The following is a 13,770-nucleotide window of genomic DNA, read 5'->3' on the forward strand; positions in this document are numbered from 1 at the left end:
CACCGACTCTAACGTCAAATACACCATTGTTTGGTTCAACAGTTGGTAACCCACCTCGCCGAAGGTAATCGGCCCCGTAAGCTTCCCAGTTTTTTTGCCTTCCAGCTCAGAGTAAAGAAAGTTCAAAATACAGTTACAGCAAAACGCGACATTGTCTGTATCCTCAGCGGGCAACGCTGTATTAAATTCTTCAACGTAATTATCAACAGGCTTCGCAAAGTAATAGTCCACATCAGAAAAAACCGGCGCATAAAGATTAACCTTGTCATCTAGCACCTCTTGAATACTGACGTTAATCATCACGCCAGAATAATTCGCAACCAACGGCAAACGTGTATCGATTTTATTTTCTCGAATATAGTCGGCGAAACTAAGATCAACACCACCAATATTAGCCGTAGTCACTGAAAAGCCTTTCTCAGCGAACCTAATAACACTACCCGCGCCCTGCTGAAACAAATTAATGATCTTGATTTTCGCGACTTGCTGATCCGTTAAAGGAATATGCATAGCGGCAGCTTGAGTATCACTCAACATACCCGATGCGGGGCCGAAGCCAACCTTAGCGCTGCGCTCACTTAGCTCATCTAAATGGACACCTGAGATCCAGCCGACAATGGGAGAAAAATACATATTCTTATAATCTGGGGCATTCTGAGCATAATCCAGATGAACTTGTGAACCGGACGGTAAAATCAAAATCGTGAAGCCTTGCTCTGGAGCTTCCTGCGCGATACGCGATATAGAATTAACATCATACAACGACATACGCGGCACTTGCCCTGGAGCAAAGCCACTAATTTGATTCACGTATAAACGGTCCTGCTCAACCTTACCGCCTTCGCTAGTCATAAAATAGGGAATGGTTCCTGCGATCCAGTTTCCCGACGGCAAGGACGCTAAAACTTTTTCGTCACCGGCTATTACCAGATAATCACCCCGAGTGATCATTTCTTCAACAGCAGCTCTATCGACCGACGAATTTGAAAACTTGATAATTCCTTCTCCTGACATGATTCACTCCACGACTACTTTGGATGACACTAGTTAATTTAGGATTACTACCAAACGACACTTAAATTAAACACTACTTAAACAGCACCAACTTTAGCGATTAGTGTATCCAACTCTCTGCGCATAGATTTCTGATTCTGCTTAATAAACTCTCGGACACGCGTAGCAGCTTCAATTTTAATACCGCCATCGTCATCACGCGCCAACTGACTACGCAACTTTGCTAGCAATAATTTATAAGCTACATTATCGCTAGGCACAAAACTGTCGTCAGTTAGCACCTTTTGCCATATTTCATTATCAGCCTCAGGCAAACGCAATAAGGTTTTACTACGAATATCCATCGCTCGATTCAGCAATACTAATTCGGGTTTTAATGAACGATAATTCTTGCGAAAGTATTCTCGAATTGTCTCAATGGCCTGAACCTTCTCGCGCACATTATGCCCTTGTAGAAAGGCCATGCGCTGTCGACTGATCAACAAGTTTAGCGGTACGCTCTGCGAATTAAGCTTTAACTTGCCACTCAATAAGTCTAGCCATAATGGATTTTTTAACGCGGGCAGAACCAACTTCTGCTGGGTTTTTGCAACCTTTACCCGCTGCTGCATTGTATTCCCACTAATCCCGCATATCTGATCTATTTCAGAATCTAAAACAGCCGTATTAGCTACAAAAAATTGTCGTAATTCTTGCACCAACTCCTGGCGCTGCTGCTCTGAAGATACTTTATTAGCAGTTAGCTTCATCTTGCTCAACAACAACTTTAACGGTAAAGATGTTGTTTTTATTAGCATTTGATCGCGTAATATTTTATTCCAACTCGGATCAACTTCGGTCGGCAAAAAGGCTAAAGAGCGTGACTGAACAGATGACTTTTGTAGGTCATCGAGTATTGTCGTAATTAATGAAGGCTCCAAGCCAAAAACTGAAGACATCACATTGACGTCCATTCCCTTTAATTCGGCAAGCGCCACCTGCTGTCGAATTAAGTTCGAATAGCTACGTGAAGGGTGTCCCAAAAATGCAGCCAAGGACATAACCGCCGGACTGGTTACACCCGAGTCACTAGCAACAGGAATCGCGGCATGAATAATACAGCGGAAATTTCCAACAGTCTGATACTGCCAAGCTCCCACCGCTAACGACTGCGAATCTTTACGACCGCCATCAAAAAATCCTAGTACTTTTTTACGGTCATGGAGATCCAAATGAATGTTAAAACGCTGATTTTCAGCATCAACTACCACAGATTTAATTGCCCAAGGCGCACCTATACCCAACGCATCTTGTAAGACACTCAGTTCAATCCGTTCCATTCATGACCTCTATTTATTGTCAAAGCCGCTCCCACGCAATTACTGTAGGACAAACTTAAGCTAAAGCTCAACATTCACCACATTTTATTTCCCCTAACGCTATCGAGAAAATAAAATTCGGGCGAACATATGCTTTTATAATCCAACGACGTTTAATTCGTGACGATTTAAAACACTCTATCAGTATCGTTTAAAAACTGACACAGATCACGAAACACCGAAAGCAAACCAATTCTGATTATGCGTAAAAATTCCCAGCGCAAGCAGCATAGTATAGAACTATTCATTCTAATGTATTGTAAAACAATTGAAATAAAAGTTTTTTTATATTCTTCGTGTATATCAAATTATTTTACACATCTCTTAACCGTTAAAATAAATTCAAGCTACGCATACATTAAGCGCATAACAAAACGCTTATGTTTTTTTGAAAGCACCATACTCCACAGTAACAGTATCAATCGATTTTTTTTGTGTGACCCAGTAGCGTAAGTAAATGCCTAGCAGTTCTTATTCTCAGGTGTTGGCGTGCATACATATCAATTGACGCACTAATCTACACATAGCCCCACATATTTCAAATAGACTTTTCCTCAGGGCGTTTATATTTCTATTAGTCGTAAAATAGGAGCAATGTTCCATGGAAGCACATTCAAGATTAAATGTGGGTATTATCGGTACCGGAAAGCTAGGGACTGATCTATTACTGAAGTTACTTAGGTCACCACTTTTAAATTGTATTTTATTTGCAGGAAGAAATGCCGAGTCACCAGGCATTCGCAAGGCCGCCAGCCTCGGCGTCAATGTCTCACATCGTAGTATTGATGCGATTGCGACATTCTCTGAGTCACTCGATCTCGTATTCGATGTGACCACAGCGGCGCACCACCCCTACCACGCACAAGTTTTGTGTGAAGCCAACATCAAGGCAATAGATCTAACCCCCGCAAAGGTGGGTGAATTCTGTATTCCATCTATTAATCCGGACACTATTATCACCGCCGATAATGTGAACCTAGTTACCTGTGGTGGTCAGGCGTCTATTCCGGTAATTCATGTACTTAGCTCAGTTTTCCCAAACATCTCTGCGGTACAAATACACTCACACCTCGCCGAAGATTCTGTCGGACCAGGCACACTTGCCAATATAGATGAATACTACGCCAGTACGGCGCACGCTATTACGCATTTTTCTGGCATTCAAAACGTTTCTGTAGATTTACAAGTCGAGCGCAGTAGTTGGAAGCCCGATATGGTTACGGTTATTCGCGCGCAAACCAACTGCGCCGATATGGAACACCTTTACGCACCATTAATGGAAAGACTCAACGCCATACGAAGCTATGTACCAGGCTACCAAATTGTCGGCACGCCTAAATACCACAATGGAGAAATTGAGATTGTGGTTAGCATTAGAGGCTTAGGAGATTGGATACCCAGCTACGCAGGTAATTTAGATATTATTAACTGCGCTGCCATCGCAGTGGCTGAGCGCTACGCGGCAAGCTTAGGGAAAACAGGATTTGTCGGCGACACGACAGAACTGCCCAGTGAGGAGATTTCGTCTATCTTTTCGAAGATTGGATTTGGTCGAAGCCGCGCGAGAGTTTCGAACGGCATATAATAACGACTAGCGGCTTCCTGCTAGGGTTATTTTTTCTTTTTGACGTGCTGCATCAAGCGACGTTTTTTCGATACTTGGCGTTCGGTAAGCTTGTTTTTACGTCCAGCAAAAGGATTGTCGCTAGAGCGAAACTCCATGCGAATAGGTGTACCGTGTAAATCTAGAGCCTTGCGAAATGTCTTTTCAAGGTAACGCGCATAGTGGCTTGGCACTTCGTCTGTCTGATTACCGTGCACAACAATAATCGGAGGATTGTGTCCACCTGCGTGGGCATAACGCAGCTTGATACGTCGCCCTCTAATCATCGGCGGCGGATGACTAACAACCGCATCCTCCAAAATTCGTGTTAAGAAGTTGGTAGAATATTTTTCAGTTGCCGACTTATAGGCTCTATGTACAGACTTGTACAGATTGCCAACACCGGTTCCATGTAGTGCAGAGATAAAATGGATATCGGCAAAATCGACAAACCGCAGGCGTCGCTCTAGCTCCCGTTTAATATAGCTTTTACTATCGTTCTCTAAACCATCCCATTTATTCAATGCGACAACCAGCGCTCGACCACTTTCAATTGCGTGACCCATAAGATGTAAGTCCTGATCGACTATCCCCTCTTGAGCATCAAGCACCAAAATCACCACATTGGAATCATCCATGGCTTGCAGCGTTTTGATAATCGAAAACTTTTCGACGCCAAGGGTTACGTTCTTGCGACGTCGAACTCCAGCGGTATCAATAATCGTATAGGTACTACCATCACGTTCATAATCGATGTAAATACTATCTCGAGTGGTACCTGGCATATCGAACACAACGACACGTTCTTCACCGAGCATACGATTTACAAGGGTCGACTTCCCCACATTTGGCCGGCCAATGATAGCCATTTTTATGCCTCGTTTGGCGTCTTCCTCTGGCGGCTCGTAAAGTGGGACATCCGCCAATACCGATTCCATCATCGCCTTCACGCCACGGCCATGAGCAGCCGCGATCGGGACAACATCGCCCAAACCCAGCTCAAAGAATGGGGCTATTGCTACATCGGGGTTTAATCCATCCGTTTTGTTGGCAACCACAACCACACTTTTATGGGTCATACGAAGGTGGTCAGCTATCTGTTGATCAGCAACACTTATACCTTCTCGACAGTCCACTATAAACAGTACGATATCGGCCTCTTCCATCGCCAGCAAAGATTGTCCAGCCATAAGGGTATCAATGCCCTCTTCTTCGTCGCCACTAATACCACCGGTATCGACAACGACAAAACGTTTCCCCTCAAACTCTCCCTCGCCATACTTTCGGTCTCGAGTGAGCCCCGAAAAATTAGCAACAATAGCGTCACGAGTCTTAGTAAGACGGTTAAATAGCGTGGATTTGCCGACATTTGGTCTGCCGACCAGGGCAATGGTAGGTATCATGGGGTTACTCAATGAGTCTTAAAACAACAGGTTGTACCCGAAGGGTACAACCTTAATATAGGCTAATAATAACCGCTATGGTTTGCTGGCTACTTTATAGGCTGTGAGTTTGCCGTTGTCGGCCAAAATGTACAAGGATCCATTGGCACTCAACATCGGCGATCGAAACGTATCACCACGAGGCTTAAAGCGATAGGCAAAAGCGCCATCACTCTGTTGCAGTAGATGTAGGTATCCATCGGCATCTATAACCGCGACATAATCGTCTATGCCGGCCGGAGCACCGATATTCCGACGTTTTAATGCGGAGTTTTCCCACAAAGTTTCACCGCCCATAGCGCTAAAGGCCGTTACCGTTGAGTCATCACCACTGACGAACAACTTGCCGGATGCGAGCGCTATATTCTGAGTCGTCGACATGTCTTTCGACCACTGGGTACGACCAGCACCGCGAGTCAACGCCATAATACTACCTTGATAGGTAGCGGCATAAATAAAGCTACCGTCAACAATAGGAGTGCCATCGATATCAACGATGCGCTCCAACTCCGTGCGTCCCTGAGGACGACCAATACGAGCTTCCCACTGGGTAGAGCCGTCACTGGAAGACATACTGACCAACTGGCCGTTATCAAAGGGCACTATAACTTGGCTTGCCGTCAGTGCTGGCGAACCACTACCGCGCAAACTGAGAATTGGCACTGTGTGATCGTAACTCCAGCGCACGGCACCAGTACTTGCTTCGAGCGCATAAACAACGCCGTCAACTGTTGTTGCAACTACGATATCACCGTTACCTGCAGGCGTAGCAGCGACCTCGCTGGACACTTTAACTTGCCACAACTGCTCACCGGTATTGATATCCAACGCATGGAGCGTACCGTTGTAGGTGCCAAGCAATAGCCGATCGCCATCACTCCCAATAGCAGCCGATACAGATATATCTAGGTCCACACTCCATAGCTTCTTACCGCTTTCGGCATCGAAGGCATAGACTCTACCTTTTGTATCCGCCGCGAATAACCGATTATCACTCAGGGAAAGCTCAAAACGAGAGTAGCGAGTATCTTGCCCGGCACCTGCACTTGAGCTCCATATCTTCTGCAATTTAGCAGTGGGGGTAAACTCCACCAAGTCGGCGGGCTTCATGGCTAACACTTTCGGGTCGTTAGACTCACAAGCCGACAACAATGCCAACAAGCAAACAACTGCTAACAAACGCAGCATTAAGCATCTCCCCCTGCGCTTACAGTTTGAGGTAACGAAACTGCATCCAATTTAAGTTGAATCAGGCCGCGCCGGTTAAACTCGCTTGGCGGCAAAGTATCCAGCGCCATGCTGTACGCCGTATTTGCCTCAGCCATCTTGCTTTGCGCAAGATAAATATCGCCGCGAATTTCAGCGTAAAGCGATTTGTAACTGTCTGAGGTAGGGTTAGCTACCGCCGCTAATGCCGCATCGTATTCACCCTTTGCAGAAAGAACGCGTGCTAATCGAGCCTTAGCAAGCTCTTGCATAGCCAAATTTGAACCGCCGTCAACAACTGACTGTAACCGCGACTCGGCGGCATCTAGCTGGTTGTCTTCAACACTTAAGCGCGCCAAAATTAGGTTGGCCATATCGGCATACAAAGTGCCGCTGCGTTCCGCTGCCACATCGTTCGCGATAACACCCAGCTCGGTTTTTTGTTCGCCGGTTAACGGTGCAGATGTGTCTTGATAAGTGTTCATCAGCGTTTCGAACTGCTTGGATGCCTCGGCCGCTTTCGACTCTTTATAGCCACCCCAAAGGTTCCAACCTGCGTAGCCAATGATGACAATTAAGATAGGGAGCACAATAGATACCCAGTTATCGTTCCACCAGGTTTTCAATGCTTCGATTTGTTCTTCTTCTGTAATATGATCTGCCACTTGTCGCTCCTAAACGATAATGCCTAAAAAATTAGGGTTGATACGTCTTCTTGTTTTATTGTTGTTTGTGGATCTTCTGTACGCAGGTATTTAACACCTACTTCACCAGCAGCGGCTTCTGTCTCCCCTAGTATCAGGGCGATTTCCGCACCACTGCGGTCTGCTTTTTTCAACTGGGTCTTGAAATTACCACCACCACAATTCACCTGTACCCGCAGATAAGGTGAATTCGCCCGCAAAACTTCGGCTAAAGCGAAGGCTTGCGGCATTACCTCGCCAACTGCCACGACATAGACATCAGTCGCGCGAGAAATTTCCTCGGGAAAAGCGTTTAATTCCTGTAACAGTAAAATTAAACGCTCCAAGCCCATGGCAAAACCGACCGCCGGGGTTGGTTTACCACCTAATTGCTCTACAAGTTTGTCATAACGACCACCCGCACACACAGTTCCCTGCGCACCAAGACGATCGGTAACCCATTCAAATACCGTTTTCCCGTAGTAATCTAAGCCGCGAACAAGACGAGTATTTACCGTAAAGTCAACGCCGGCACCCTTCAGCAATTCTTGCAATTGTGCAAAATGCTGCCGCGATTCCTCGTCGAGATAGTCCGCCAAATCTGGTGCGCCATCAAGTAACGACTGAGTTTTGGCACTTTTGCTATCGAGTATACGTAGTGGATTAGTCGTTAAGCGACGCTGGCTATCTTCATCCAGCTGATCTTTACGCGCCTCTAAATAAGCTACTAATGCATCGCGATAAGCTCGACGCGATTCATTGCTACCGAGACTATTGATCTGCAAAGTCACCGCCTGATCAATCCCCAACACTCGCCATAAACGAGCAGTCATCATTAACAATTCAGCGTCGACATCCGGCCCAAGATAGCCGTACGCCTCTACTCCAAACTGATGGAATTGGCGCAAGCGCCCTTTTTGAGGCTTTTCATAGCGGAACATCGGACCGGTATACCAAAGCTTTTGCGTGAGCGTGGCCCGATTGTAAAGCATCTGATGCTCTTCACAGGCACGCACACAAGATGCCGTACCTTCAGGCCGCAGCGTTAGGCTATCACCGTTGCGATCGTCAAACGTGTACATTTCTTTTTCAACAATATCGGTTACTTCACCAATAGAGCGTTTAAACAATTCGGTAGCTTCCAAAATAGGGAAGCGTATTTCTTGATAACCATAGCCCTGCACGGTTTCTGCAATTTGAGCTTCTAGATATTGCCAATAAGGAGACTCCTCCGGCAGGAGGTCGTTCATACCCTTAACAGCCTGTAATTTTTTTAACTGCTGACTCAATGTGTTGCCCTAAATCTTTTGTTTTGAATACTAAAATAGCCCGCTAGGCTTTCGCTATGATGTCTTTCTCTTGTGCTTCTTTTTCTGCGGCTCGCTTGCGAATCAACCGCTCAAGATTCTCGACTAAGTTGCCCTGCTCCAACTTTTGATCTGGCACACCACCCACATAAATAAGATTCTTAGGTGTACCGCCGGCCAAACCAATATCGGCTTCTTTCGCTTCGCCAGGCCCATTCACGACACAACCGATGACTGCCACGTCCAACGGCGTAGTGATATCTTCCAAGCGCATCTCTAACTCGTTCATGGTTTTGATCACATCAAAGTTCTGACGCGAACAACTTGGACAAGCGATAAAATTAATACCTTTGTTGCGCAGTTTTAGGCTTTTCAGCATATCCCAAGCAACTTTAACTTCTTCTACTGGATCGGCGGCCAACGAAACCCTTACCGTGTCGCCAATTCCATCCATCAGCAAAATACCGAGACCAACGGATGACTTGACTGTCCCAGAGCGCAAGCCGCCAGCTTCAGTGATACCAAGATGCAAAGGCTGATCAATTTGCTGTGCCAACTTACGATAGGCGGCTACCGCCATAAAAATATCGGACGCTTTAACACTGACTTTGAAATTCTGGAAGTCTAAACGATCCAAAATATCAACGTGCCGCAGCGCGGATTCCACCAGCGCGTCTGGCGTTGGCTCACCGTATTTTTGCTGTAAATCTTTCTCTAACGAACCAGCATTAACGCCAATTCGAATTGGAATATTGAGGTCTCGAGCCTTGTTAACTACCGCCTCGATACGTTTTTCCCGACCGATATTCCCTGGGTTGATACGCAGGCAATCGACTCCAAGGTCAGCAACTCGCAGCGCAATGCGATAGTCAAAATGGATATCGGCTACCAGCGGCACTGTAACGAGCTTGCGGATCTTACCAAACGCTTCTGCCGCTTCCATACTAGGGACAGACACACGCACAATATCGGCACCGGCATTCTGAATTCGCTGGATCTGGGCAACTGTGGCCGCAACATCAGTGGTTTCCGTATTAGTCATGCTCTGCACACTAATCGGAGCATCGCCACCTACCGGTACGTTACCCACCATAATTTGACGTGACTTGCGTCGCTTGATCGGCGATTCGTAGAACATCTGTTTAACTACCTATCTAAATCGATTGTGTTTCGGGCTGAATCTGGCAATTTCGTAACATCAAGCACTAGCAACTCGGCTAGGGCGACACTTTAAAGCGAAGCGAATTGTGCCCCGCTACAGGTACAATGCTATAAGGCTCGCCATTAATCGATATATCCGCGGCACGAGCATTGCCCAGCATCACATTAAAGGGGGCCTTACCAAAAAGCTGGAGATTATCCCCTGCATGCTTGCTCTTCGCAATTAATACCTCGCCCGTGGCATCAGTTACTTGCACCCAGCAATCATCAGAGAAGTTAAAAATCAATATGTCGCCCAAATGTTCGGTCGCAGCTATGTCGGTCACAGCTACAGGAGTCTCATCGACAGGTGCTTCGACTGATTCGACAAGATCTCTTCCGGCACTGGCCGCCAATGTGGATACCGTTTCTGCCGCCGAAGCGTCATTCGCTGGCATTAGCGCATTGGACTGCTCCAGCTCGCCCGAAAGCTCAGTATCCTCGGCAACAGCCACTTCTACGCCAACCGAATCTACTACTAGCGAAGACTCCGGCCCCAATAATGCGCCTACCGCATCGGACGCCTGCTCAGAATCATCGCCGCCAAAAACCATTACAACGCCAATCCAAACGACGGCCAAACCAGCCACATACCAATGCAAAGGAAACTTCTTATACCTTCTCTCCCCCTTTACCGCCAAGGCTTTGTCCGGTACTACCGTCGCCGAGCCAATAACATTTTGGGTAGGATGTAACTTACCAACTAAAGCATCGACCAACTCATCTGCATTCAGCTCCAATATACGACCATACTTTCGCAGATAGGCAATAACAAAAGTTTCTGCGCCAAGCTGAGCGTAATCGTCGTCCTCTAGAGCTGCCAACTTCCTCACGGGAATCAAAGTTTCTTTGGCGATATCGTCAAGTACCAACTGCTTACCTTCACGCACCAAGCGTAAAACAGCACCGGGCCTGCCACTATCAAGCAATTGCTGTAACTCTTCTTCATTAACCGTTGTTAAATTTACATTCATCATGTGGCTTTATTATCTTGGGTGAGGGGTAAAGTTCGCACGACGTCGAACACTTGCCCGAACACGTGAGTGACACTCACTTACTGGTATTCGCTCTCTACAATTCACTAAAACGTTTGTACTCGAGATACTCCTTCGAGTAGGGGTATAGATTCTTGAGAGCCAAAACATAGCTGGACTCTTTATCTTTGTTACCAAAAACCCGCTCTATACGGATTCCCAGCCACAGGCTACGCGGCGAATGACGTGAATTTTTACTGAATTGATCAAGGTAATTTTTCGCTGCACTATAGTCGCGATCGGCAAATGCCATATCGGCAAGCTCTAATGCAGACTGAGCCTGGCGCGGATCTAAATTTAAACTGTGCTGAAATGCACCTTTCGCTCGCTCGACGTTTTCAAGCATAAGCGCAGTTCGACCAACATAAAGTAAAGCTTCCGGGCGGCGCGGATAAGACATATCCGTACTTGCATCTTCAAATAATGGATTCGCCTCTTTGAAACGCCCCTGCTCATACAACATTCTGCCGTAACTAAATTCAACACCCGCTCGGGAAAAGTCCGACTGCCCTTTCAACGCCTTTTTGTAACTTGCTTCCGCTTGGGTAAATTCACCGTTCATTTGATGGATAAGAGCCATCCCCTGATGTGCTTCGGCAGACTTCTTATTCAACTCAAGCGCTTTACTGAACGAACGCAAAGCGCCCTCGCGATTATTTTGCTGGAGATAGGTCATACCTAACTTAATATTCGCTTCCAGTGCTTGCTGCGTATCTATTTTCTTTTGCTGTGGTGTTTCAAACGACGTGACGCAAGCACACAAACTAATGGCCAGTAGCAGTATCGCCATACGCTTCAAACTTATAGCAGCAGTGGTATTAAGCATTTCCAATATCACCTCCCCCAGTGAGTGCATTTGACAGTAATCGCATACTTATACTATGTAAGCATGCGAGCGAGTTAGTATGACTTTATATGTAAAATGCGTTGCACTTAGCGCCATAGCCTTCTAAGTGTACGTTTTTAAATTTTGTCCGTGTAACTCAGGTATTCGGCCTGTATTTTATTCGTATTTAAACGCTTTTTTTGCGGCCTAGTTTGCTGTGCTGAATTAATACCGCTTAATTGACCATCTTCACGGGAATAACATCGTTCGACGCATCAAGAAAAGCTTGGTGATCAAGTTTGTAGCGTGCACTGCGCTTGGTTCTATCTTCGACCTGCCCTGCCAACTGGCCACAAGCAGCATCGATATCATCACCGCGAGTAGTGCGAATAGTAGTGGTATAACCAGCTTCAATTAAGATGGTTTGAAAACGCCGCATCGCGTTGTTGCTAACCCGCTTGTAATTTGATAATGAAAATGGATTAAACGGAATTAAGTTAATTTTTACCGGTACATCCTTGAGCAGTTCTGCTAATTCAAACGCATGCTCAGGTCGGTCGTTCAAATGATCGATTAGCGTATATTCAATGGTAATCTTACGGCGCTGATCTGGCAGCCCGTCGATATAACGTTTAGCCGACGCCAATAGTTGCGCAATAGGATACTTTTTATTAATTGGCACAAGCTGGTTGCGCAGTTCATCGTTCGGCGCATGCAACGAAATAGCCAAGCAGGCATCGGTGTGTTCACCCAAGCGATCCAGCGCTGGTACTACACCAGATGTACTGAGCGTAACCCGACGCTTGCTAATACCGTAACAGTTGTCATGCATCATCAGATTCATAGACTCAACCACATTGTCAAAATTCAACAAGGGTTCACCCATTCCCATCATAACGACATTAGTCACACGACGAGCGCCGCGAACTGGCGTCTCCTGTAACTGCCCAAACGAACGTGCTGCAATCCAAACTTGACCGATAATTTCCGCTGTTGTTAGATCGCGATTAAAACCCTGTTTACCGGTTGCGCAAAAACTACAATCGAGTGAACAACCAACCTGAGAAGACACGCACAAAGTGCCGCGCTCACCTTCGGGAATAAACACCGCTTCGACCGCGTTGTCGCCGCTAACCCGAATCAAAAACTTGCGGGTACCGTCGGCAGAATCGAGCTGCTGAATCACCTCTGGCGCGCGCACTTCGGCAAGCTCCGAAAGTTTGTTACGCAAATCTTTACTGACGTTCGACATTTGCTGAAAATCGGTGACACCCAGTTGATGTATCCACTTTAACATCTGGGTGGCGCGAAACTTTTTTTCGCCCAGCTCTTCAAAAAATGCTTCCATACGCGCCTGCCCCATCCCCATAAGGTTTACTTTGGTGGCGGGCGTAGTAATGCCACTATCGGCAGAACTATTAGACATGGGGGGCTTGTCGGCGCTATTACAACTCACGTGTTCGATACCTCATTCACGCTCAGCGTGAAAAAATCTCATTTTCATTGAAAAAATAAGCAATTTCGCGAGCGGCAGATGTCGGGCTGTCGGAGCCGTGAACCGCGTTAAAACTCAGCGAATCTGCATAAAGCTTACGAATAGTGCCGTCGTCTGCATTGGCGGGATTTGTCGCCCCCATAAGCTCACGGTTCAACAAAATCGCATTCTCGCCCTCTAGAACCTGCACTACAATGGGTCCCGAGGTCATGAAATCGACTAGATCATCGTAAAATGGCTTACCTTCATGCTCGGCGTAAAAACCACCGGCTTTACTCGCGTTCAGATACATCATACGAGAGGCAACAATTTTCAGTCCTGCCTCCTCAAAGCGGCGTAGAATATCGCCAATTACATTTTTCCGTACGGCATTCGGTTTAATAATTGACAAGGTTTGCTCGGTAGCCATCTAGATTTATCTCCTTGAACTCAAGTGAGGAAGGTCGTAACCCAAAACAACGGGTTTCAACCGCTTTGGCACTGCATACTACATCCACTAAACCGAGGGATTATACGTGGATCTAGTGTAAATTTATATGCAAGCTACCCAAAACCCAGCGAAATAGCCCTGCCGGTAAAGGTTTCCACCCCTTTCCGCAAAA

At 46.4% G+C, this 13,770-nt stretch carries 12 protein-coding genes; 1 reads left to right on the forward strand and 11 read right to left on the reverse strand.

Features of this window, described 5'->3' with window-relative positions:
- Both IDZ20_RS06200 and IDZ20_RS06205 read right to left on the reverse strand, forming a co-directional pair.
- Nucleotides 1-1,014 (reverse strand): DUF6976 family protein (locus IDZ20_RS06200; protein WP_188150564.1); only part of this gene is annotated, 1,014 nt, incomplete at its 3' end.
- 77 nt (nt 1,015-1,091) lie between these two features.
- Nucleotides 1,092-2,333 carry a hypothetical protein gene (locus IDZ20_RS06205; protein WP_188150565.1) on the reverse strand — a complete coding sequence of 414 codons (1,242 nt, stop codon included), beginning with the start codon at nt 2,331-2,333 and terminating at the stop codon, nt 1,092-1,094.
- Between the two features lie 640 nt (nt 2,334-2,973).
- Between IDZ20_RS06205 and IDZ20_RS06210 the strand changes: the two genes are divergently transcribed.
- Nucleotides 2,974-3,957: an acetylating acetaldehyde dehydrogenase gene (locus tag IDZ20_RS06210; RefSeq protein WP_188150566.1), complete on the forward strand. Its 984-nt coding sequence runs from the start codon at nt 2,974-2,976 to the stop codon at nt 3,955-3,957.
- Nucleotides 3,958-3,983: 26 nt separating this feature from the next.
- Here IDZ20_RS06210 and der read toward each other — a convergent pair whose 3' ends face one another.
- From der to ndk, 9 genes are all read right to left on the reverse strand, one after another.
- Nucleotides 3,984-5,378: a ribosome biogenesis GTPase Der gene (gene der / locus IDZ20_RS06215; RefSeq protein ID WP_188150567.1), complete on the reverse strand. Its 1,395-nt coding sequence runs from the start codon at nt 5,376-5,378 to the stop codon at nt 3,984-3,986.
- A 75-nt stretch (nt 5,379-5,453) separates the two neighbouring features.
- Entirely contained in the window at nt 5,454-6,605 is a 1,152-nt protein-coding gene (gene bamB, locus IDZ20_RS06220; RefSeq protein WP_188150568.1) for an outer membrane protein assembly factor BamB, read from the reverse strand.
- Entirely contained in the window at nt 6,605-7,288 is a 684-nt protein-coding gene (locus tag IDZ20_RS06225) for a YfgM family protein (protein WP_188150569.1), read from the reverse strand. Before IDZ20_RS06225 ends, bamB begins: the two co-directional genes overlap by 1 nt.
- A 23-nt stretch (nt 7,289-7,311) precedes the next feature.
- Nucleotides 7,312-8,595 (reverse strand): histidine--tRNA ligase, encoded by a 1,284-nt coding sequence (gene hisS, locus IDZ20_RS06230; protein ID WP_281250547.1) that lies wholly within the window; start codon nt 8,593-8,595, stop codon nt 7,312-7,314.
- A 43-nt stretch (nt 8,596-8,638) separates the two neighbouring features.
- A complete protein-coding gene (gene ispG, locus IDZ20_RS06235) occupies nt 8,639-9,751 on the reverse strand; it encodes a flavodoxin-dependent (E)-4-hydroxy-3-methylbut-2-enyl-diphosphate synthase (RefSeq protein WP_188150570.1) in 1,113 nt (370 codons plus the stop codon).
- A 79-nt stretch (nt 9,752-9,830) separates the two neighbouring features.
- The gene (locus tag IDZ20_RS06240; RefSeq protein WP_188150571.1) at nt 9,831-10,790 is read right to left on the reverse strand and encodes a RodZ domain-containing protein; all 960 of its coding nucleotides are present in this window, start codon (nt 10,788-10,790) and stop codon (nt 9,831-9,833) included.
- A 94-nt stretch (nt 10,791-10,884) separates the two neighbouring features.
- On the reverse strand, nt 10,885-11,673 hold the full coding sequence (pilW, locus tag IDZ20_RS06245) for a type IV pilus biogenesis/stability protein PilW (protein ID WP_188150572.1): 789 nt from the start codon (nt 11,671-11,673) through the stop codon (nt 10,885-10,887).
- Nucleotides 11,674-11,908: 235 nt separating this feature from the next.
- The gene (rlmN, locus tag IDZ20_RS06250; RefSeq protein WP_223144916.1) at nt 11,909-13,099 is read right to left on the reverse strand and encodes a dual-specificity RNA methyltransferase RlmN; all 1,191 of its coding nucleotides are present in this window, start codon (nt 13,097-13,099) and stop codon (nt 11,909-11,911) included.
- 52 nt (nt 13,100-13,151) lie between these two features.
- Nucleotides 13,152-13,577 carry a nucleoside-diphosphate kinase gene (gene ndk, locus IDZ20_RS06255; protein WP_188150573.1) on the reverse strand — a complete coding sequence of 142 codons (426 nt, stop codon included), beginning with the start codon at nt 13,575-13,577 and terminating at the stop codon, nt 13,152-13,154.
- Nucleotides 13,578-13,770 lie beyond the last annotated feature (193 nt).

It is taken from the genome of Teredinibacter waterburyi, assembly GCF_001922985.1.
Classification (GTDB): domain Bacteria; phylum Pseudomonadota; class Gammaproteobacteria; order Pseudomonadales; family Cellvibrionaceae; genus Teredinibacter; species Teredinibacter waterburyi.